This is a genomic window from Arthrobacter sp. QXT-31, assembly GCF_001969265.1.
Lineage (GTDB): Bacteria > Actinomycetota > Actinomycetes > Actinomycetales > Micrococcaceae > Arthrobacter.
The window spans coordinates 2,197,922-2,218,677 of record NZ_CP019304.1 but is presented as its reverse complement, the minus strand read 5'-3'; the positions used below and the strand labels follow the sequence as shown (position 1 = coordinate 2,218,677).

The 20,756-nt window shown below is 62.2% G+C and carries 17 protein-coding genes and 2 pseudogenes; 12 read left to right on the top strand and 7 right to left on the bottom strand.

What is annotated here, in order from left to right; all coding sequences use genetic code 11:
- Positions 1-50 precede the first annotated feature (50 nt).
- The 3 genes from BWQ92_RS10055 (at position 51) to BWQ92_RS10045 (ending at position 2,515) form a co-directional block, all read left to right on the top strand.
- Positions 51-896, top strand: coding sequence for an ABC transporter ATP-binding protein (locus BWQ92_RS10055; protein WP_076799386.1), 846 nt, complete (start codon positions 51-53; stop codon positions 894-896).
- A complete protein-coding gene (locus BWQ92_RS10050; RefSeq protein WP_216639982.1) occupies positions 893-1,747 on the top strand; it encodes an enoyl-CoA hydratase/isomerase family protein in 855 nt (284 codons plus the stop codon). Before BWQ92_RS10055 ends, BWQ92_RS10050 begins: the two co-directional genes overlap by 4 nt.
- An 84-nt stretch (positions 1,748-1,831) precedes the next feature.
- Positions 1,832-2,515, top strand: coding sequence for a GntR family transcriptional regulator (locus BWQ92_RS10045; protein WP_076799385.1), 684 nt, complete (start codon positions 1,832-1,834; stop codon positions 2,513-2,515).
- A gap of 161 nt (positions 2,516-2,676) precedes the next feature.
- Here the strand turns inward: BWQ92_RS10045 and BWQ92_RS24440 are convergent, their stop codons facing one another.
- Positions 2,677-2,832, bottom strand: a complete 156-nt coding sequence (locus BWQ92_RS24440) for a fumarylacetoacetate hydrolase family protein (RefSeq protein ID WP_257787670.1) — start codon at positions 2,830-2,832, stop codon at positions 2,677-2,679.
- Positions 2,833-2,843: 11 nt separating this feature from the next.
- Positions 2,844-3,329, bottom strand: a complete 486-nt coding sequence (locus BWQ92_RS23180) for a fumarylacetoacetate hydrolase family protein (RefSeq protein WP_083706268.1) — start codon at positions 3,327-3,329, stop codon at positions 2,844-2,846.
- A 975-nt stretch (positions 3,330-4,304) separates the two neighbouring features.
- Between BWQ92_RS23180 and istA the strand changes: the two genes are divergently transcribed.
- From istA to BWQ92_RS24285, 6 genes and pseudogenes are all read left to right on the top strand, one after another.
- The gene (gene istA, locus BWQ92_RS10025; protein ID WP_076797999.1) at positions 4,305-5,858 is read left to right on the top strand and encodes an IS21 family transposase; all 1,554 of its coding nucleotides are present in this window, start codon (positions 4,305-4,307) and stop codon (positions 5,856-5,858) included.
- A complete protein-coding gene (locus tag BWQ92_RS10020; RefSeq protein ID WP_076797998.1) occupies positions 5,848-6,636 on the top strand; it encodes an ATP-binding protein in 789 nt (262 codons plus the stop codon). The genes istA and BWQ92_RS10020 overlap by 11 nt, the downstream gene beginning before the upstream one ends.
- Positions 6,637-6,879: 243 nt before the next feature.
- Positions 6,880-7,581, top strand: a complete 702-nt coding sequence (locus BWQ92_RS10015) for a hypothetical protein (RefSeq protein ID WP_157365131.1) — start codon at positions 6,880-6,882, stop codon at positions 7,579-7,581.
- A gap of 235 nt (positions 7,582-7,816) precedes the next feature.
- Positions 7,817-8,302, top strand: a complete 486-nt coding sequence (locus tag BWQ92_RS24295; protein WP_236783168.1) for a transposase family protein — start codon at positions 7,817-7,819, stop codon at positions 8,300-8,302.
- A gap of 34 nt (positions 8,303-8,336) precedes the next feature.
- Positions 8,337-8,642: pseudogene (locus BWQ92_RS24575) on the top strand (transposase); the annotation flags it as partial.
- A 202-nt stretch (positions 8,643-8,844) separates the two neighbouring features.
- Positions 8,845-9,171, top strand: a complete 327-nt coding sequence (locus BWQ92_RS24285) for a transposase (protein WP_236783167.1) — start codon at positions 8,845-8,847, stop codon at positions 9,169-9,171.
- A gap of 330 nt (positions 9,172-9,501) precedes the next feature.
- Here the strand turns inward: BWQ92_RS24285 and BWQ92_RS10005 are convergent, their stop codons facing one another.
- The 4 genes from BWQ92_RS10005 to BWQ92_RS09990 all read right to left on the bottom strand — a co-directional run bounded on the left by BWQ92_RS10005 (position 9,502) and on the right by BWQ92_RS09990 (position 15,547).
- Positions 9,502-10,338, bottom strand: coding sequence for a hypothetical protein (locus BWQ92_RS10005; RefSeq protein WP_216639981.1), 837 nt, complete (start codon positions 10,336-10,338; stop codon positions 9,502-9,504).
- 434 nt (positions 10,339-10,772) lie between these two features.
- Positions 10,773-13,427 (bottom strand): tetratricopeptide repeat protein, encoded by a 2,655-nt coding sequence (locus BWQ92_RS10000; RefSeq protein WP_083706267.1) that lies wholly within the window; start codon positions 13,425-13,427, stop codon positions 10,773-10,775.
- Between the two features lie 738 nt (positions 13,428-14,165).
- Complete coding sequence (locus BWQ92_RS23505) at positions 14,166-14,750, bottom strand: hypothetical protein (RefSeq protein WP_076799380.1); 585 nt, start codon at positions 14,748-14,750, stop codon at positions 14,166-14,168.
- A gap of 80 nt (positions 14,751-14,830) precedes the next feature.
- Positions 14,831-15,547 (bottom strand): TetR/AcrR family transcriptional regulator, encoded by a 717-nt coding sequence (locus BWQ92_RS09990; RefSeq protein WP_076799379.1) that lies wholly within the window; start codon positions 15,545-15,547, stop codon positions 14,831-14,833.
- A 132-nt stretch (positions 15,548-15,679) separates the two neighbouring features.
- Between BWQ92_RS09990 and BWQ92_RS09985 the strand changes: the two are divergent.
- The 3 genes and pseudogenes from BWQ92_RS09985 to BWQ92_RS09975 form a co-directional block, all read left to right on the top strand.
- A pseudogene (locus BWQ92_RS09985) lies at positions 15,680-17,104 on the top strand (flavin monoamine oxidase family protein); the annotation flags it as partial.
- Between the two features lie 52 nt (positions 17,105-17,156).
- Positions 17,157-18,671 carry an APC family permease gene (locus BWQ92_RS09980; protein ID WP_076799377.1) on the top strand — a complete coding sequence of 505 codons (1,515 nt, stop codon included), beginning with the start codon at positions 17,157-17,159 and terminating at the stop codon, positions 18,669-18,671.
- Positions 18,672-18,761: 90 nt separating this feature from the next.
- Positions 18,762-19,244 carry a pyridoxamine 5'-phosphate oxidase family protein gene (locus BWQ92_RS09975; RefSeq protein WP_076799376.1) on the top strand — a complete coding sequence of 161 codons (483 nt, stop codon included), beginning with the start codon at positions 18,762-18,764 and terminating at the stop codon, positions 19,242-19,244.
- Between the two features lie 66 nt (positions 19,245-19,310).
- Here the strand turns inward: BWQ92_RS09975 and BWQ92_RS09970 are convergent, their stop codons facing one another.
- On the bottom strand, positions 19,311-20,639 hold the full coding sequence (locus BWQ92_RS09970) for an MFS transporter (protein WP_076799375.1): 1,329 nt from the start codon (positions 20,637-20,639) through the stop codon (positions 19,311-19,313).
- Positions 20,640-20,756: the final 117 nt, after the last annotated feature.

Sequence of the window (20,756 nt, the reverse complement as noted above, 5' to 3'; positions counted from 1 at the left end):
GGCACTCGTCTCCAGGTAACCCCCTAACCAGAACCCGAGGAAGAATCACCATGACTGCAACCGTAGAAGGATCGGAACGGGTCACATCCGGTGTACCGATCGCCATCCGAAATGTAACAAAGACATTCGGGGAAGACAGCCCGCGCCCCTTCCAAGCACTCAAAGAAATCAACATCGACATTCAACCGGGCGAGTTCATCTCGATTGTCGGACCCTCAGGATGCGGCAAAAGCACGCTCATGCTGATGGTCGCCGGCCTTCTGAATCTCAGCAGCGGTGAAATCGGAGTGGGCGACAAAAAAGTCTCCAAACCCATTACGGATGTGGGAATTGCCTTCCAGGACCACCTGCTTCTCGACTTCCGCACGGCACTCGAAAACGTCACCCTTCAGGCCGAGATCCGGGGACTGCCCAAGAAGAAAATCGAAGAAAGGGCACGTGAACTGTTCGATCAACTGCGGCTTACGCACGCGATCAACAAATATCCCCGCCAACTCTCCGGGGGTATGCGGCAACGGGTCTCCCTCGTACGGACCCTCGTGCACGATCCGTCTGTGATTCTGATGGATGAGCCCTTCGGAGCGTTGGACGCCTTGACCCGGCTCCAAGTACGAATGGATCTGGAAGCATTGTGGCTCCGCCGCCGTCCTACAGTTCTGTTCATCACACACAGCGTCGAGGAGGCAGTGGGACTTTCCGATCGGATATATGTCATGAGCCCCAGCCCGGGCGAAGTAGTGGACGAGATCAAAGTCGATCTACCTCGGCCTCGCCCGATCGTCCTTGGCGACGCGCCGGAGTTCGCGACCTACGTCGACAGGATCTACGGCCACTTTGAACGCATGGGAGTGCTGCACGGCATCGATGTCCCCAAAGCCGCCCAGAAACACGCATGACCGGCTACACAGCGTCGCAGACAGCAGGTTCGAACAAGGACCCTGGCCCGAGGGCCGAAACCATGCCCGGCCGGTCGGACGTCCAACCTACGGTGACTGTCCAGATCATCGAAGCCACAGCTGAACTGCGGCTGGATAACGGACCGCTGAATCTCGTTGACCAGACGCTGCTGCACAGCCTCGACAAGGCCCTCACCCATGTCGAGAAGCAATCAGGGGTACGGGCCCTTGTCCTGCACGGGGGCAGTGGCCGGGCGTTCTGTGCAGGAAGCGACATGCGCACCTTCGCCGGTCTGGGGGACAGCGCCGCGGAACGCAAGATCCTCTTTGAGGACTGGGTACTTCGGCGACTGGCCGCTCTTCCCTTCCCGACAATCGCCGCCGTGGACGGTCCGGCCCTGGGGGGAGGGCTCGAACTGGCCCTCGCCTGTGACCTGCGAGTGGTTCGTGCCGGTGTTTCCCTCGGGCTAACTGAATCACGCATAGGTGGTTTGGCCGGAAACGGCGCCCTTCGTCTGACCCGCCTCATAGGGCCCGGCAGGGCCAAGGAGATGCTGTTCACCGGAGAGACCATCTCGGTTGACAAGGCCCTGGAGTGGGGCCTTGTCAACCGCCTGGCAGCGGAATCTGCGCTTCAGGAGGCACGCGAACTGGCCGCCGCGATCGGCGGCCGCGGGCCCCTTTCCAACCGGCTTGCGAAGGAACTCGTGGAATCAGCCCTCGATTCCCCTTTGGGTGCGGGCCTGGCCAAGGCGACAGTCTTGCAGCAGCGAATTTTTGATAGCGCTGACCTTTCGGCGGGAGTCGCTTCCTTCTTCGATAAGCGCAACGCGGAATTCACCGGAGCTTGAACCGACAGGGCGCTTGTGTGAGCGACTGTCACGGTCGCGGACATGCATCAAGCCGCTAGATTCACTGATGAGGACGTAATACGTATGGAATTCCGCTTAGGTTCAACAACGCGCACCACGCTGCGTGAGGCAGCCATAGGGCAGCTGAGGGACGCCATCGGCCAAGGCGAGATCCCGTCAGGAACCCATCTGGGTGAAGTAGAACTCAGCCAATCCCTCGGGATTAGCCGCGCAACCCTGAGAGAGGCGCTTCGGCACCTCCAGCAGGAGGGACTTGTCGTTCAGGACCATCGAGGGAGGTTATCGGTTCGGGCAGTGACACCAGAGGAAATCTCGGAATTGTTCGAGGTCCGCCTCATGATGGAGTCGCTGGCTCTCCACCGACTCACCAAGATGGAGGACCGCGCACCTGTGCTGCAGGAGCTGAAGATTCGCCTCCTGATGCTGGACGTACCCGAAATCTCCCTCGCTCAGGGAATCGAAGCGGATCTGAACTTTCACCGCGGACTATGTGAATTGGCCGGCAACAGAACCCTCTTACATTCATGGAACGCCATCTCAGGACTCATCCGCATCACCATGGTCTCCGCTGGTCCAAAGAACGCCCTACTAAATATGGCCAAGGAACGACATGCACCGATCCTGGATTTCATCGAGAACGGCGACTACGAGGGCGGGCGGACTTTCCTCACGCAACATATGAGATCCGCCAAAGACAGGCTTGCGGCCGGAACTAAGGAAGACCTGCTGCGCCTATCAGCAACATGACCCGGGGAGGTTCCTTCAGCCCGAATGCTAAAGGAACCACCCGCCCTTCTGGGTTGGCCGGAGGGGCCCTCCTGCCGGACGCCCTGTCCGTAAACACCCGGTCCAAAACCAACCCATCGAGCTGCCGCTTCTCAATCTTGGGCGTCAGGTTGGGGTGTGCCCTAGTTTGACAGGTTCTGGTCCAGGGCTGGCGTGATTCGGACGCGGTTGGTGAGCTTACCGATCCCCTCGATTTCGACGGTGACTTCGTCGCCGTCTTTGAGTCCGACTGGCGGGTTGCGGAAGACGCCCACGCCGGCCGGGGTGCCGGTAAGAATCAGGTCCCGGGCTACAGGGTGGCGGTTTGGGAGACGTAGCTGATGATGTCAGCAACACTGAAGATCGTCTGGGCCGTTGATGAGGATTGCATCAGCGTCCCGTTCAGCCACAGCTTGATTCCTAGGTTCTGGGGGTCTGACACCTGCTCGCGGGGTACCAGTGTGGGTCCGATGGGACAGAACGTGTCCAGGCTCTTGCCGCGGACCGACTGCCCGTCGTCGAATTGGAGGTCGCGGGCGGAGACGTCGTTCGCGCACAGGTAGCCTGCCACGTAGTCCAGTGCGTCCTCACTAGTGACGTTGCGTGCACGGCGGCCGATGACGACGGCTAGTTCTGCTTCATAGGCGGTTCGGACGCCTTGGGGAACGAGGATCTCGCCGCCGTGGCCGATGAGTGTGTTTGGCCATTTGGCGAAGAGCAGCGGCCTGGTTGGTGCATCAAGGCCGGCTTCACTTTGGAGGGCGTGCCGATGGGCAGGTCCTGCCCGCTTACAGATTGGGCTGGCAAGTCGGTGTTGCTGGTCTGGCTCATGACTGGGTTTCCTACGGAGGCGAGGGTGAGAGGTGTGGGCGCTGCATTGTCGGTCATCCTTTGGTCCTGCCTCTCCTCATGGTCTCCATACGTGCACCAGAGGCTTGTCGGCGCCGTAGACCATCGTCCTTCCGAGGCCGCCCTCCTAAATGACCCAGAAAACACTGCGATCGATGGCCATCATTTCAATGCGGCCGGTGACTATCCTGCCGTCCTTGTGGAGGGCCGCGACGGCATCGCCACGAGCCAACTTGGACCAGTCCGGCACTGGTTGGGTGGGCGGATGATGAAGACGCTGACCACGCGATTGAGCATATGACCTGAATCCAGGTTGCGGCCGGCCGTGCGGGAGGATTTTGACGAGGTACCAGGGCCTGCCCGTGAGCAGTTCTACGGCCTTAGCGTTTGCGCGTAGCGCCTCCAGCGCTGCATCTTCCCTTACCTCGGCTGGGAATTGTGCGGTCCACCAATCTGAATCCCTTGGTCAAATGCGAACCGGCATCGGGCGCTGCAACCCAAAGTCAGTTCCTAGAGCGGGTCTCGCTTAAATGTCACAGCCTTCCGGTCTACTATCAGAAGACATAAGGAGGAGGACGCATGGCACCCACAATTGCCCTTACGCGACATGACTTGAAGGCGCAACGCCGGCACGTTCTGCGGGACCTGGGGGTCTCCATTGACGAATTCACGAAGACTGTTCTGTAAGCGGCAACTTTAAACTGACCGGAGACGGCAAATTTGATTGACCGTTCGCGGCAGTGGTTTTGACCAGTGGCGGCAAGCATTTTTGGACAGTAGCGGGCCACCCGTGGGTGGCTGGGCGTGCTGGGATTCCTCTTGTCCATCCCTCGTGTCGTTACGGGGAGAGCCCCTTCCTTCCGCGGTGAAATGGCGATGCCAATCGTGTATTTCACCCGTTGCGGGAAGGAGGGGGCTCGTTGTGAAGTCTCCAGGAGAGTTCATGGAAATATTAGCTGCTTACGATCTGACCCGGTCATACCGGGATGCCGCGAAAATCTGCGGCGTCTCACACAACACGGTGCGCTCTTACGTGAAAGCCCGTCAGGAAGGCGCGCAGGCGCCGGTGGCCCGGCAACGCGGCCGGATGACCGACCCGTTCCTGCCTCAGATGATCTCTTGGGTTGAGCAGTCCCGCGGAAAGATCCGCGGGGATGTCGTGCATGAGAAGCTCCGGGCTTTGGGGTTCACCGGGTGTGAGCGGACGACCAGGACCACTCTTGCTGAGTTGAAGGCGAAATACCGGGCCCGGAGCGTGCGGGTGCACCGGCCGTGGACGCCGGAGCCGGGTCTCTGGCTCGAGTATGACTACGGCGACGGGCCCGTCGTTGGTGGTGTGAAGACGGTTTTGTTCGTGGCCTGGCTGGCCTTCTCACGGTTCCGGGTCGTGATCGCGTTGCGGGATAAGACCATGCCGAGTGTGTTCGCCGCCCTCGACCGGACCTTCCGCCTGATCGGCGGGGTTCCGACCTACATTTTGACCGATAACGAGAAGACCGTCACGGTCGAGCACGTCGCCGGGATCCCTGTCCGCAACCACCAGATCGTGGCGTTCACCAGGCATTACTCGACGTCGTTGCAGACCTGCCTGCCGGCAGACCCTGCCTCCAAGGGCGGGGTGGAGAATGCGGTCAAGATCGCCAAGGCCGATCTCGTCCCCAAAGACACCAACCTGCTGCCCGAATACCGGTCGTTCGGCGAGCTGGAGGCTGCATGTGAGGCATTCATGGAGGAGGTGAACTCGCGGGTGCACCGGGCCACGTTGGAGATCCCGAAGGACATGCTGCAGGTGATCGAAGGCCCCAGGTTGCATCCGGTCCCGGCGACCCCGGTGACCGCGAGTTTCGGCCAGACCCGTCAGGTTCCGCCGAACACGCCCATGATCACCTTCGCCCAGTCCCGGTATTCGGTCCCGCACACCCTGATGGGGCAGATGGTGTGGGTGCGCGGCACCGACACCGAAGTGATCATCGTCCACGTAGATGCGACCGGACCGGTCGAGGTCGCACGCCACAAGCTCACCCGTCCCGGAACCCCCGCGATTATCGACGACCACTTCCCGCCCGCCCCCGCCGGCGCCCTGGAGCGGGTGATCCGCCCGACGAACACTGCCGAGGAAGAATTCCTGGCCCTCGGCGCCGGCGCCGCGCTTTGGCTCAAGGAAGCCGCCGCCGCCGGAACCCAGAAGATCAGGCACAAAATGGAACGCGCCGTCACCCTGGCCAAGGTCCTCGGCGCCGACGAGGTCGACAAAGGCCTCGGCGCGGCAGCAGTGCATCAGCGCTTCACCCACGAGGACCTGCTCTCCATCGTCAACACCGGCAGCGCGGCAGGCCACACAACCAGCACCACCCACACCGTCACAGACCAGGACCGGTGGTTGAGCCAGGGCACCAGCGCATGGGCCAGCTTCGGCACCACACCCATCGCCGCCACCAGTGACGAAGACCTTGAAGGAGCCATCGATGAGCACTAACACCATGACCCCGCCCCTGGCCGACACGTCCGTAGAGAACGTGATCGCGCTGATGCGCACCACCCGGATGCCGCACGCCCGCGCTGTCGTCGCCGACGTCCTGGCCACCGCGAAAGCCCAACGCTGGGACCCCACCGAAGTCGTGCGCGTCCTGCTCGAAGCCGAAGCCACCGGCCGGAACGCCTCGATGCTCGCCACCCGCCGCAAACGCGCCGGCTTCCCCACCGGGAAGACCTTCGACGTCTGGGACGAAGCCCTCTCCACCCTCCCGCCGGCAACAACATCGTTTCTGCGGACCCTGGAATGGGTCCGGCGGCGTGAAAACCTGATTGCCTGCGGGCCCTCCGGCACCGGCAAGACCCTGCTCCTGGAAGCGCTCGGCCAGCAAGCCATCGACCAAGGCATGTCCGTGTCCTGGCTCAGCATGGAAGACCTCGGCGCCCTTGTCCGCCGGCACCGCATCGATGACAGCGTCAACAAAGCCATCACCCGGGCCACCAACGTCGACCTGATCTGCATTGACGACATAGGCCTCTTGCCGGTTTCTGCCGACGCCGCCGAGGGCTTCTACCGCGTCGTCGAGGCCTCCTACGAGAAACGCTCCCTGGCGATCAGCTCGAACATCCACCCCTCCGGATTCGACGAGCTCATGCCCAAAACCATCGCCACCGCAACCGTGGACCGGCTCATGCACCACGCCCACCTCTGCCAAACCAGCGGCGAGTCCGTCCGGCTCATGCAAGCCCAAAACGGGAAAGGAACCCGCCCCATGAACTAACCCAAAACCGGTCAGGCGCCCCCACCAACCCGGCACGCCCGGGGCACCTGACGCTGTCCAAAAATACTTGCCGCCACCGGTCAATCACCTGCCGCCAACGGGCAAACCAACATGCCGCCACCGGTCATTTCTAGGCTGCCGTTGACACTGTTCGGACGAATACCCTGAGTGGGGCCGAGTGGGAAGCTAAGGATCGGCTGGAGGAAATTTACTTCCTGTTGGACGAACGCGCACCATGGTCAGTTGACTGATTTAACGCTTGAGCAGCGTTCGGCACTGTTCGCCTCAGAAATCCAAGAAACGCTAGACGGTTCCCTTCCTGGGGACCGTCTAGTTGCGTCATACAAGGCGCCCTCTGGAAACAAGTTCGTCGTCAGGCTTGAGGAAGCGAAGATGCCCCTCACAGTAGCTGGCAAGACGGTGGCATATCTCGGATGCTCGATGGACCAGGAGTTGGATCGAGCCGGGAAGTACCTGAAGACCACAGGATCAAAAGTTACTGTCTGGTCAAAAATCGATAGGACACCGCTAATCCGACTCGAGTACGACGCAGCGATGAGGGGAGCACCCATCTCCCATTGGCAGATACATGCCGAGCGTGGTGCGATGAGTCATTTGCTTGGCCATGCTTATGCGCTTCCTGGGAGGACTGTCAGCCGTCCGCACGATTTCAGTTCGCTCCACTTTCCGCTGGGTGGCGAAAGATTCCGCCCATGCTTGGAGGATGTCATCCAATTTCTCATCGAAGAGTGCGGGATTGATTCCAAGGACAACTGGCGAGCTGTGGTTGAAGCGGGACGGGAGAAGTGGCGTCGCATCCAGCTTAGATCGGCCGTCCGGGACGCCCCTGAGGAAGCCGCGTCCGTGCTACGCCACCATGGGTACATCGTTGAATCGTCCGTTGAGGAAGCCGAGGACCGTCTGGCGCCGTTGCGCAAGTGGTAAGGGTCAAGTGATGAGCATGTGACCATAATCCGCGATACAGGCGGGGCCCAAGCGGTAACGATACAGCGGCCCGCACCCCGGAATCTGGCCCTTCGCAGATGAGCGTGGCTAGGGCCGACTGACGCCAAGGTCGGGAGTGTGTTCTGATGCCGCTGCGGCGTGGTGCAGGAGGAGAGAGGTCAGGGCCTCTTTGAATTGGTAGCGACCAAGCTTCCAAATAAAAAGAGACCCTGATATGCCCAATGCTACTTCCTGCCCGGGCGGTCGCTGGTGCGAGCGGGCCGACGCGCTTCTTGGTGTCGAAGGTATCCACGTCTGCTCCGTCACCGCGGCCGGGACCGGCCTGGTTCTGCACGTAGAGACAGCCGAAACTGTCAGCGGCTGTCCCGACTGCGGCGTCGTCGCGATCGGGCACGGCCGCCGGCCGGTTCGGCTTCATGACACCCCGTGTTTCGGCCGTCCGGTGCGGCTGCTGTGGGCCAAGCGTGTCTGGCGCTGCCCGGACCCCGGCTGCCCGAGAACCACGTTCACCGAAGAGCACGAGTCGGCCGGGCCCCGGGCGAAACTCACTGCCAGGGCCGTGACGTGGGCGACCGACGGGCTGCAGCGATTCGACACCTCGGTCTCCGCCCTGGCCCACCAGCTCGGCGTCTCCTGGCACACGGCCTGGGACGCCATCAAGGCGAGGCCGCCCGGCGGATCGCCACGGCCGGGAGGCTGACAGGAGTGGACGCGCTTGGCGTCGATGAGCATGTCTGGTCCCATACCAGCCCGCCCGGCTCTGGCATGGTCACCGGGATCGTCGATCACACCCGCGACGCCCACGGTGTGGTGCATGCGAGGTTGCTGGACCTTGTTCCGGGCCGGTCCGGGAAGGCCTACGCCGACTGGCTCAAAGACCGCGGCGAGGAATTCACCGCCGGCATCAAGACCGCGGCGAGGAATTCACCGCCGGCATCAAGACCGCGGCGCTGGATCCCTTCCGCGGCTACGCCAACGCGATCCGCGATGAACTGCCCGAAGCCATCACCGTTCTAGATGCGTTCCACGTCGTGAAACTCGGGTCAGCCATGGTCGATGAGGTCCGCCGCCGGGTCCAGCAGGATACTCTCGGGCACCGCGGCCGCAAGGGCGATCCGCTCTTGCGGCATCCGCCGGACCCTGCAGATCGGCGCCGAACACCTCACCGACAAACAAATCCGCCCGGCTCGACGCCAAGCTCGCTCTCGGGGACCCGGACCACGAGGTCACCCTGGCCTGGCAGTGCTACCAGAAGCTCCGCCACCTCTACCATGCGAGCCCGGCCCGGGGCAGGGAACTCGTCAACGAAGTCATCTGTTCATTCTCGGCCTGCCGATCCCCGAGATCGCCCGGCTCGGCCGCACCCTCAAGCAATGGAAGACAGCGATCCTGGCCTACTTCGACACCTTCCGCGCCTCGAACGGCCCCACCAAAGCGATCAATGGCGTCATCGAAACCACCCGCAGAATCGCCCGCGGCTTCCGCAACTTCACCAACTACAGGCTCAGATGCCTACTCGCTGCCGGCGGCCACCGCCCCTACCGAACCAAACAGACAAACCATGCCTAAATGCGAAGGGCCCGGAATCTCACGGACTCAAGAACATGCGGCCACGTTGGTCCGGGCGAACGACCGGAAGCATGCCGCATCAACGTTGCCTATGCGGCTAGGCGGTAGGACAACCCCTCTTCAGCGAGTGTGGCCCGGGAGTCACTTCCCTGCGGGCGGCGCACCATATGGGAGACCCTGGCTAGTCCTCCAGCATCGACCCAGCAACCGGCCGCCATCTGAGGGGTTGTCGGCCTGCTCAAAGTCGCAAACCTGAAATTCGATTCCCTCGTCTAGTGTCAACTCAGACCGAAAGCCCAGAATTGTGTCAACCCACGTTGACGTGCCGAATCAATGGACGATGCCCCCTGGGTCGTCCCACGTAGCAAATGCACGCAGCGCCTCAGGCATCAATGAGTTGTCCGCTCCATCTGGTATCACGGTAAACAGCTGGCTGACGTCGGTCATGTCGATCGGAGTGGGTTCCATTTTCGGGAGGGCTTTCTCAGGCGGAAAGATTCGCTGCAGTCCGACTCGAGCAACGGCTTGGTCTATACGCTGCTCATGGTCATCTCCAGAGCTGTAGGTGGAGCCGACGACGAGCAACACTACGCGGCCGAGCCTAATTGATTCTGAAGCGTTGATCGGCCCCTCACGGACACTGAACCCGATGGGCGCGCCCTTCTCATCGAGCAGGACCCTAGAATCGCCCTTCAGAGCAAGAACGAAGGGAGTGGTTTCTGATTCCGTAGGCTCGACCGAGTCGTCGACAAGCGCAGCGTACACGCGGACACCTTTCGGTGTACCGGCATGGAGCTTGTCGAAGCGGCGAAGGAGCAGTTGTCGACTGGCCTCTACACCTAGAACGCCTCTGCCGCGCGCAAGGCTAAGCAACAGCGTGATCCAAACGATCCAGTCACCGAGATGCTGCAGGGTCTTTTTCGTGACGGGAGAGCCTGTCTCGATGAGGTCCATCATCTCGGTTCGTTGATGGAGAACGCTGGTGGCTTGGTTGTGTGTGATGCAGAGATCGGTCCGGAAACGCGCGAGTTCATCGTGATCCGGGTCGAGGCCAAAGCGCTTCCAGAGCGCCTGAGGAATGATGTGTTCGACGCTCGGCTCATTAGGACTTCCGCACAGCAGGCACGGCCTGGGCCCGCTTTTCCCATCCTGAGACATTTCAGTCATTCGTCATCTTCCGTCCCTGCTTACGAGGCCATCTGACCCATCGGAAACCAATACGTCATATTCAATCACTGCCGGCCTCGGCGACGGGTTCGCTGTTGTGTTCGCTCCACTGAGTTAGCTTGACGCCTTCAGTGGCCATGAGAAGCATCTATGCCAAGAGTGTCGCATGGCTGGCAAGGCAGCAAGCTTTCGAACTGCCTACGAACGACAAAATTGCCTGCTATTAGCTACGAAATTTTTGCGTCTAACGAGTGTGCGAGTCGGACGCCGATAATTGCGATCATGTAAAGTGAGCAGGGATAGTTGCATGAGTAACTTTATGCAGCCCTGGCAGCCCCGCCCCCAGTTCCGTAGACCCACTGGGCGCTGGCCGGGCGGCCGGGACCAATGAGCCGCTACGCCTCCAAGGGCCTGATCATCATGGGCATCTAGGACTAATAAAACCGTTGGTGACTTTGCGCCTGGGCTTTCCCAAAGAACATCCGGGCTTCTGCCTTGTTACCACGCCGCTCGAGGAGTCGACCCAGGTTCATTAGAGCGGCCGGATCGGCGGCGTTGGCTGCTTTACGGAACAGCCGCTCCGCCTCCGCCTCGTCACCCCGAGACTGCAGAATCAAACCCAGATTATTCGCTCCGGCCGGGTCGCCGCCGTCCTCAGCCTTACGGAACAGCCGCTCCGCCTCCGCTTCGTCACCCCGAGACTGCAGAATCAAACCCAGATTATTCGCTCCGGCCGGGTCGCCGCCGTCCTCAGCCTTACGGAACAGCCGCTCCGCCCCCGCTTCATCACCCCGAGACTGCAGAATCAAACCCAGATTATTCGCTCCGGCCGGGTCGCCGCCGTCCTCAGCCTTATGGAACAGCCGCTCCGCCTCCGCCTCGTCACCCCGGTTCAGCAGAATCCTCCCCAAGTTGTTCATGGCGAAGGGATCTCCGCCGTCGATTGCCTTGCGGAACAGCCGCTCCGCCTCCGCCTCGTCACCTCGAGACTGCAGAAGTCTGCCCAGATTGTTCGCTCCGGCTGGGTCGCCGGCGCCCTCAGCCTTGCGGAACAGCCGCTCCGCCTCCGCTTCGTCGCCCCGGTTCAGTAGCATCAAACCCAGATTGTTCGCTCCGGCTGGGTCGCCGGCGCCCTCAGCCTTGCGGAACAGCCGTTCTGCTTCCGCTTCGTCACCCCGGGACTGCAGAATCCTCCCCAAGTTGTTCATGGCGAAGGGATCTCCGCCGTCGATTGCCTTGCGGAACAGCCGCTCCGCCTCCGCCTCGTCACCTCGAGACTGCAGAAGTCTGCCCAGATTGTTCGCTCCGGCTGGGTCGCCGGCGTCCTCAGCCTTGCGGAACAGCCGCTCCGCCTCCGCTTCGTCGCCCCGGTTCAGTAGCGTCAAACCCAGATTGTTCGCTCCGGCTGGGTCGCCGGCGCCCTCAGCCTTGCGGAACAGCCGTTCTGCTTCCGCTTCGTCACCCCGGGACTGCAGAATTCTCCCCAAGTTGTTCATGGCGAAGGGCTCGCCGGCGTCGGCTGCCTTGCGGAACAGCCGTTCTGCTTCCGCTTCGTCACCCCGGGACTGCAGAATCCTCCCCAAGTTGTTCATCGCGGCCGCACTATCGAGTGCGATGGCCTTACGGTACAAACGTTCGGCTTCGCCGGTCTTCCCCTGCCGATCCAGAATCCAACCGAGGTTGTTAATGCCTGATGGATGTCCGAGCGCCGCCGCTTCTCGATATAGTGCTTCAGCTTCTTCCAACTCGCCCCTAAGATCCAGGACTCTTCCCAGGTTGCTTTTGGCCCACGCATCGCCGAGAGCTGCCCCCCTTCGAAAGAGTTTTTCCGCAACCTCAGACTGACCAACTTTGTGGGCTGCGATACCCGCGGTATTGAGGTTGCCTACTGGAGCATCCGCAGAAGCAATAGCGTTCCAAGTATCATCGGGGACATCAAACCCTCGGAAGGCGACGTGGTCGAGGAGGTAATCGAACGGACGCAACCCTCCATCCACGGGACTGAGGAGCCTGAAGGCATCACGTCCGGTTTCCCAGCTGGTCACCCATTTCATCGACTCCTGTAGCTCCTCGCGCTCATCATTCAATGCCCTGGTTGTGAGGTAGGCCGGCATCAAAGCTTGAGCAATATCGCTCGGGATGGACTCACCTATCCCGCTTCTACGCCAATCGATTGCAGCGCGGAGCAGTGCATATGCCCGGGGATGAAGGTTTTCTGCAGAATCCATTGAGTCCACTGCAAGTGGACCGCCACCAATGTACGCCCCTAGACCGTATGCTGATATTCCTGCGCTTATCTTGGAGTTTCCGCTCTCATCCGCAAGGCGCTGCCTTTCGACCAGGTTATCGACAATGCGAACCCTGTCGAACTCAGTCAGCAGCTCCCACTGCGTACTGGGAAGGTTACCTGTAGGTCGGAAACCCTCGTACGTTTTCTCTCTCATGGTCGCCACAATCACGTTCCCATTGGAGCTAAAAATCTCCAGCGACTTGGCTCGCAAGTTTTTAGGATCCCCGATGTAACGGTCTAGATCATCTAGCCAGATGACCGAGTTCCGTGGTAGGGCGCCTGCGTTCATTAGGTCAAGAATTCCATTTGGAACATCAGGAATAATCAGCGATCGGTCGGCATAGTTCCGACGCAAGACTTCTGCGGCGGTCCTGGTCTTTCCCGACATTGAATTACCGAGTATCAATACCGGACGACCCCTGAGCAATATTTCAACTATGCTCTTCTCGACGTCACGGGACAAGTAAGGAATCTGTTCCAAAGCCTGATGAACACCAAATCGCGGCAATTCGGTCTCCCCGACAGTAGGCAGTCTCTTTCGCGTCTTCCCCGCACTGACTGTCCAGACGCCTGCTTCCAGAGCCCATTCCTGTGCATCCCGCTGCTTAAGAATTTCTTTCCAGCTCGCTACGCCGATTCCACCCACAGCGACCAGTAGGGCCAGAATCAAAAGAACCCAACTCGGCCCCTCCCATTTGGCTACGACTACTCCTATGACTGCGAGCAGTCCGGAGAGCAGCAACAGCGCGAGTGACTGCTCTCGTCGCCGTTTCCACACGATGTCCGATCGATCCGTCATGTTTCACCACCGTTCCTTTGGACCATCCTCCTCCCTAGGTGTGGAGAAGGCCGAACAAAAGAGATAATTCCGGTCCTATTACTAGGATTGTCGGAATAGCGGTGGATTTGGAGTCGGCCTGTCGGGCCGGACGGTCTGGTGGAGAAGGACCGATCACGAGCAACACCATGAAACCCCGAGCGATTGAGGTGGGTCAGCAAGAGTTCAGCAGCTTTTCAACTTGTTGACTTGACATAAGGTCAATTATCGGCGTTCAGGACGAACACAAGGAGAATATGAAGAGAGGCTGGTCGAGGCTCAAGCCAGCGATCCGGTGCCACGTTCAATTACCTCCCAATCCTCGCCGGCTTCCAGTCCGTAAAGCCGGACCGCATGGTTATCCGATTCATTCGGGAGCACGCGGTGTTCGGAGAGCGAGAGCTATCCACATCAGACGCGGCGACGCTGATTAAAAAGGCGACGCTGATTAAAAAAGGTCGCCGAACTCTATCCCACCGAGCCCAGGCGACTTCACCTGTGATCTGGCGGCACGTTTCGGGTCGAGACGTATTCCGAGAAGAGGAAGTGGTGGCTGCGGACAACGCCGCGCCCGGTGAAATGTCAGTCGAGGATTCCGGATCCCTAATTGACCAAAGCATACGAAGGCTCTCCTTAGCCCCGTACCGGCCGCCGGGCTGGACCGCTGATTCACCTCGTCCCGGCTGGACAGCGGGCTGCCGTCGGCGTGATGGAGGCGGGTCAGGCCAGGATCTTCTTGTGGAAGAACACGAGGTAGTCGCCCGTAACCTCCTCGAACCCGAAGTCCTGCCAGTATGCCCGCAGCGCCGCTTTGGCCTCCTCGTACTCCGGCGAGTCCGCCGGCGGGGATCCTTCCCCGTCCGCCGGCGCGGCGTGCACCACCACCAGGTTCACCGACCGGCCCACGGTTTCGACGATGGCATTGAGCACCGAGTAGCCCGTCTTGCCGCCGCGGTATTCCGGGAAGATCTCCAGCGAGGAGACGATCATCAGGTCGCCGCCGTCCTGAAGATACTCCCTGATCAGGTCGGGGCGGTCCATGGTGAGCATCTCTACGGCCTTGGCCATCTCCTGGTCGGCCTTGCCGGCGGTGAGGAAGAGGTTGATCATGCCGGCTTTGGGGACAACCTGGACGACGGCGCTGCCCAGCTGCCGTTCCTCATCACCGCCCGGGGTGGGGATGGGGCAGCTCACCGCAACATCCCAGCGCAGGGGATAGTCCGCGGGATCGTGCTCCAGGCCCGGCGTGCCGCGGTACCGGAGCTTGTACTCAAAGAACAGCGATTCCGGGTCGATTACGGTCATGGCGCCGTCCTTGAGCTCGCAACGTTGCGTGTAAGGAATATTAGTCCTCGGGGACGGCGTCAGGAATGGGCCGTTGACCCTTAGCTGCCAGGGTTCCGCAGCCCGCCCAGCCCGCTGATCAGCGCCTCGAGCCCAAGGGTGAAGGCGACGTCGGCCGGCCGTTCGTGCCCCTGCTCGGCCAGGCTTCGCACAGCACCCGTGAAACTGGGCGTCGCCTCCGCCATGGTGCCGGGGTCGAAAATGTCCGCCGGCGCGGTGACGTCGTAGGCAGATCCGAAGATGAAGGACTCCAGCGCGACGATCGAAGAGACGATCCGCTCCTCGGGAAAACCGGCGTCCCGGAAGCCGGCGCTGACCGTTTCGTACATGGCCAGGGTCTGCGGCGCGTCGGTCACGGGCAGCACGGCAATGACCGGAATCAGCGGGGTGTGCCGGGAGAACACGTCGCGGTAGCTCCAGGCCCACTTGCGGACGGCGTCCTCCCACGGGCCGGCGCCGAAGGCCGAGACATCCACCAGCGAGGCAAGGTGGTCCTCCACCAGCAGGAGCACGTCCCCTTTGGATTTCACATGGTTATAGAGGGCCGACGGCGCCACGTTCAGCGAGCGGGCCAGTGCGGCCATGGTCAGGCCGTCGTAGCCCTTCTTCTCGATCAGCCGCAGGGCGGCTTCCGTGATGCCGCCCTTGTCCAGCACGCCGCCTACGGGGCGTCCGGCGCGGCGCCGGTTCCCCTGGCGATCTGTTGCTGAGCCTGCCGTTGCTGAACCGGCTGTTGCTACGGCTGGTGTTGCCGGCATGGCTGCCCTTTCTCCGGTGAACGTCCTTTCGCATTATTCCATCAGGCTCTTCCGCTTCCCTGCCTAAGCCTCTATAGTTCTTATAAATGAATGGCATTCATTTAGTGGTTCGCCTCACTTACGCGGCCACAGAGAAAGGACATCATGCTGAATCTTGACCGCGACGTAGTGATCGTAGGTGCCGGCCCTTCCGGCCTCACCGCTGCCCGCGAACTTAAAAAGGCGGGCCTGACCGTGGCCGTGCTCGAAGCCCGTGACCGCGTGGGCGGCCGGACGTGGACCGACACTGTGGACGGTGCCATGCTCGAAATCGGCGGCCAGTGGGTCTCGCCGGACCAGACCGCACTGCTGGCCCTGCTGGACGAGCTCGGCCTGGAAACCTACTCCCGCTACCGCGAAGGCGAGTCCGTCTACATCGGCGCGGACGGCGCACCGGTCCGCTATACCGGGGACATGTTCCCGGTCAGTGCCACCACGGCCGGCGAGATGGACAAGCTCACCGCCCTGCTGGATGAACTGGCGGCGGAGATTGGCGCCGCGGAACCGTGGGCGCACCCCAAGGCGCGGGAGCTGGACACCATCTCCTTCCACCACTGGCTGCGCCAGAACTCCCCGGACGAGGAAGCCTGCAACAACATCGGGCTGTTCATCGCCGGCGGCATGCTCACCAAGCCGGCCCACGCCTTCTCCGCCCTGCAGGCCGTCCTGATGGCCGCCTCCGCCGGCTCCTTCACGCACCTGACGGACGAGGACTTCATCCTGGACAAGCGGGTCATCGGCGGGATGCAGCAGGTCTCCCTGCTGCAGGCAGCGGAACTGGGGGCCGACGTCGTCCTGAACAGCCCGGTGCGCACCATCCACTGGGAGGCCGACGGCGGCAACGGCCACCGCGTCACCGCGGTCTCCGACCGGGCCACCGTAAACGCACGCTTCGTGATCATGGCCGTGCCGCCCAATCTCTACTCCCGCGTTTCCTTCAACCCGCCGCTGCCGCGCCGCCAGCACCAGATGCACCAGCACCAGTCCCTCGGCCTGGTCATCAAGGTCCACGCCGTTTACAGCACGCCGTTCTGGCGCGAGGACGGGCTCTCCGGCACCGGTTTCGGCGCCGGCTCGCTGGTCCAGGAGGTCTACGACAACACCAACCACGGCGACAGCCGCGGAACACTGGTTGGCTTCGTCTCCGATGAAAAGGCCGACGCAGTCTTCGAACTGGATGCCGCAGACCGCAAGCGGGCCATCCTGGAATCGATCGCCGGCTTCCTCGGGGACAAGGCCCTGGAACCTGAGGTGTACTACGAATCCGACTGGGGATCCGAAGAATGGACCCGCGGAGCCTACGCTGCCAGCTACGACCTCGGCGGACTGCACCGCTACGGCAAGGACCAGCACGCACCTGTCGGCCCGATCTACTGGTGCTCCTCCGACCTCGCCGCCGAGGGCTACCAGCACGTGGACGGCGCCGTCCGCATGGGCCAGTCCACCGCCGCCCGCATCGCCGAAGCAGCCGGCGCAGAGGCACCTGACCTGGCGGACGCAACGGCCGCCGTCGGCTAACAGCCCGCGCCCGCACCCATTCGACGATGAATGACTCCGGAGAGGCAATCCCATGAGTACACAAGCCCCCGTCAGCCAGGACACACACAAAAGCCTGAGTGAAAAGGGCCTTAAGGCCGGGTCGGTCGGGCTGATCGGCGCAGTGGTGATCGGGGTGTCCTGCATCGCTCCGGCGTACACTCTCACCGCTGCCCTCGGTCCCACCGTGTCCGAGGTGGGTGTGCACCTGCCGGCGGTCTTCCTCGTGGGATTTATTCCCATGCTGCTCGTGGCGCTTGGCTACCGGGAGCTGAACAATGCAATGCCCGACGCCGGAACCTCCTTCACGTGGGCAACGCGCGCCTTTGGCCCGTGGATCGGCTGGATGGGAGGGTGGGGGCTGATCGCCGCCACCATCATCGTGCTGTCCAACCTGGCGGCGGTCGCCGTCGACTTCTTCTACCTGATGCTGGCCCAGCTCCTCGGCAATCCCGAGGTGGCTGGGCTGAGCGCGAACCTGCCGCTGAACATCGCCACCACCCTGGTGTTTATCGCGGCGGCCTGCTGGATCTCCTACCGCGGCATGGAAACCACCAAGGGCGTCCAGTACGTCCTGGTGGGTTTCCAGGTGCTGGTGCTGGGCTGGTTCGCCGTTGCAGCGTTCGTGCATGTGGCCAACGGGACAGCCTTCGACGCCACCGCCATCTCGCCGGACTGGTTCAACCCCTTCGCCGTGGATTCCTTCTCCGCCTTCGCGGCCGGGGTGTCGCTCTCGATCTTCATCTACTGGGGCTGGGACGTAACCCTCACCATGAACGAGGAGACGCGCAACCCGGAAAAGACGCCCGGACGGGCGGCGACCGTGACCGTCGTCGTCATCGTGGCCATCTACATGACGGCCGCGCTGGCCACGCTGTCCTTTGCCGGCGTGGGTAGCACCGGCCTCGGCGCCGGGAACCCGGACAACCAGTCCAGCATCTTCGCAGTCCTGTCCGGGCCGGTCATGGGGCCCTTCGCCATCCTGATGTCCCTGGCCATTCTGAGCAGTTCGGCGGCGTCGCTGCAGTCAACGTTCGTCTCCCCGGCCCGCACGCTGCTGGCCATGGGCCACTACCGCGCCTTGCCCGGAATGTTCGGCAGGGTCAGCCCCACGTTCAAGTCACCGAGCTGGGCCACGATTGCGGCGGGCGTCGCTGCGGCGGCGTTCTACGTCATCACGCGGACCACCTCGGAGAATGCACTGTGGGACACCATCACGGTGCTGGGCATGATGATCTGCTTCTACTACGGGATCACGGCGCTCGCGTGCGTCTGGTTCTTCCGGGCCGTGGCGTTCACAAGTATTCGGGCGTTCCTCTTCAAATTCCTGGCCCCGCTGCTTGGCGGCGTCATCCTGCTGGTGATGTTCGTCAAGACGGCCTACGACTCCATGGACCCGGAGTACGGTTCCGGTTCATCCGTCGGCGGCGTGGGCATGGTGTTCATCCTGGGCATGGGCGTCATCCTGCTCGGCGTAATCACGATGCTGGTCATGGCCCGGATCCGGCCCGGGTTTTTCCGGGGCGAGGTTCTGGCGCGGGGACTCTGACTGGAAAGTAAGCACACTTACTAATAGGGTGGTGGCAGGGCAATGACCCGGATCAACCGAACGTACTGACAAGGACCGCGAGGTGACAGCATGACGGGCACGGAAAGCATCAGCAAGGTCACGGACATCATCAACGATTCCCACATCGGAATGTTCACCACCATCAACGGGGAAGGCGCCCTGGTCAGCCGGCCGCTGGCCGTCCAGGACGTCAAGGACGACGGCGACATGTGGTTCTTCACGGGGGAGGGCACCTCCCAGGTGGCCCACGTTGCCGCCGACGCCAGGGTCAACGTCTCCTTCGGCAAGGGCACCGAGTGGGTGTCGGTGGCCGGTACCGCTGAAGTGGTGCGGGACCGCGCCAAGATCCGCGAACTGTGGAACCAGTCGGTCGAGGCCTGGTTCCCGGACGGGCCCGACACTCCGGAAGTGGTCCTGCTCCACGTGGACTCCGACTCCGCTGAGTACTCGACCAGCCCCGGCGGCACCGCCGCGACGGTTCTGCAGTGGGTCAAGTCGAAGGTCACCCACAGCCGCATGAGCGTCGGCGAGAGCGGAACGGTGGAGCTGTAGCCTCGCCTACAACAGCAACGGGACCCACACCTTTCGGCGTGGGTCCCGTTGCAGTGTCTCTTGTTGCTAGGCTTCCTTGACCTTCAGGGGTTCGATCTTGCCCATGATGAACAGGTAGTTCGCGGCGCCGATCAGCGACACCACGCCGATGACCGCCAGCGGGGCGATGAATGAGCCCGTCTGGTCCACCAGCACGCCGATCAGGATCGGGGTGAAGATGCCGGCGAGGTTGGAGGCGAAGTTCTGCAGGCCGCCGATGGAGCCCACGTGCCGGGAGCTTGGTGCCACATCTGCCGGCAGCGACCAGATGCCGGTAGCGGCGACGGTCAGGCAGGAGTACGCCACGGACAGCAGGGCGAGGGCCATCCAGGCCTCGGGCACGAGGGCGGCGAACATGATGACCGAGCCGCCGGCGAGGCCACCGGCAATGGCGGTCTTGCGGACCTTGGTTACGGACGCTCCGGACCGGACAGCGCGGTCGGCAAGATATCCGCCGAGCCAGCCGAACAGCACCGCGCAGATGCCCGGGATCGCACCAAAGAAGCCCAGCTTCAGCAGGTCGAAGCCGCGCTCCTTCACGAGGTAGCTCGGGAAGAACGTGATGAAGAAGTAAATGGCACTGTTCAGGCAGAAGAAGCCGAACATCATGCTGAGCACCGTGCGGTACTTGAAGAGGGACCGCCACGGCAGCTTTGCGGCACCTGCATCATCGCTGGCCTCGCCGCGCGCCCCGCCTTCGCGGATGTAGTTCACTTCGGCGGCATTGGCACCCGAATGCTCTTCGGGGCTGCGGTAGTACTTCCACCACGCGGCGGCCCAGATGATGCCGGCGAGGCCGATGATAATGAACACCGCGTGCCAGGAGGTGAGGGCAACGATCAGGGTGACGATCGGCAGTGCAATCACAGCGCCCACCCGGGATCCGGAATCCCAGATGCTTGTGGCGAAGGCGCGTTCCCGGACCGGAAACCACGTTGCCACCACCTTGGCGGCGGTGCTGGGTGCCGGGCTCTCTCCGACGCCCAGCAGGAACCTGGCAGCGAACAGCGACCAAAAGTTCGATGCAGCGGCGGTCACCATGGTGAAAGCGGACCACCATACCGCCGCCAGGGAGAATGACCGGCGCGGACCCACCTTGTCCACATACCAGCCGGCCGCGAGCTGGCAGAAGTCGTAGGCCCAGAAGAAGGCGGCGAAAATAAGCCCCTGCTGGGTGGCGGTGAGTTCAAAGTCCTTGCCCATGAACGGCAGGGCGACACTGAGGCTGGAGCGGTCGAGGTAGTTGATGCTGAGGCCCACAAAGGCGAGCCAGATGATGACCCAGCGCTTCCGCGTCATTATGCGGGGTGCCGTGGCGGATGATGTGGCGGCGGTCTTGCTTCCGAGCGTAGTCATGCGGTCTCCTTCGACGTGAACATGGCTTCGGGTGCTGTAGGCACCGGCGGGAGGGGAAGACGCCGAAGAGATCGGCGCCAAAATCATATAGGAATCTGGTTAATCATATAGATTCAC

Excerpts from the sequence above, each read along its gene's own strand:
- BWQ92_RS10055 (WP_076799386.1), top strand. The coding sequence starts at position 51 with ATGACTGCAACCGTAGAAGGATCGGAACGGGTCACATCCGGTGTACCG.
- BWQ92_RS10020 (WP_076797998.1), top strand. The coding sequence starts at position 5,848 with ATGAGCACTAACACCATGACCCCGCCCCTGGCCGACACGTCCGTAGAG.
- BWQ92_RS09990 (WP_076799379.1), bottom strand. The coding sequence starts at position 15,547 with ATGCCGGCAACACCAGCCGTAGCAACAGCCGGTTCAGCAACGGCAGGC.
- BWQ92_RS09975 (WP_076799376.1), top strand. The coding sequence starts at position 18,762 with ATGACGGGCACGGAAAGCATCAGCAAGGTCACGGACATCATCAACGAT.
- BWQ92_RS09980 (WP_076799377.1), top strand. The coding sequence starts at position 17,157 with ATGAGTACACAAGCCCCCGTCAGCCAGGACACACACAAAAGCCTGAGT.
- BWQ92_RS10050 (WP_216639982.1), top strand. The coding sequence starts at position 893 with ATGACCGGCTACACAGCGTCGCAGACAGCAGGTTCGAACAAGGACCCT.
- BWQ92_RS24295 (WP_236783168.1), top strand. The coding sequence starts at position 7,817 with ATGCCCAATGCTACTTCCTGCCCGGGCGGTCGCTGGTGCGAGCGGGCC.
- BWQ92_RS23505 (WP_076799380.1), bottom strand. The coding sequence starts at position 14,750 with ATGACCGTAATCGACCCGGAATCGCTGTTCTTTGAGTACAAGCTCCGG.
- BWQ92_RS10045 (WP_076799385.1), top strand. The coding sequence starts at position 1,832 with ATGGAATTCCGCTTAGGTTCAACAACGCGCACCACGCTGCGTGAGGCA.
- BWQ92_RS10000 (WP_083706267.1), bottom strand. The coding sequence starts at position 13,427 with ATGACGGATCGATCGGACATCGTGTGGAAACGGCGACGAGAGCAGTCA.
- BWQ92_RS09970 (WP_076799375.1), bottom strand. The coding sequence starts at position 20,639 with ATGACTACGCTCGGAAGCAAGACCGCCGCCACATCATCCGCCACGGCA.
- BWQ92_RS10005 (WP_216639981.1), bottom strand. The coding sequence starts at position 10,338 with ATGACTGAAATGTCTCAGGATGGGAAAAGCGGGCCCAGGCCGTGCCTG.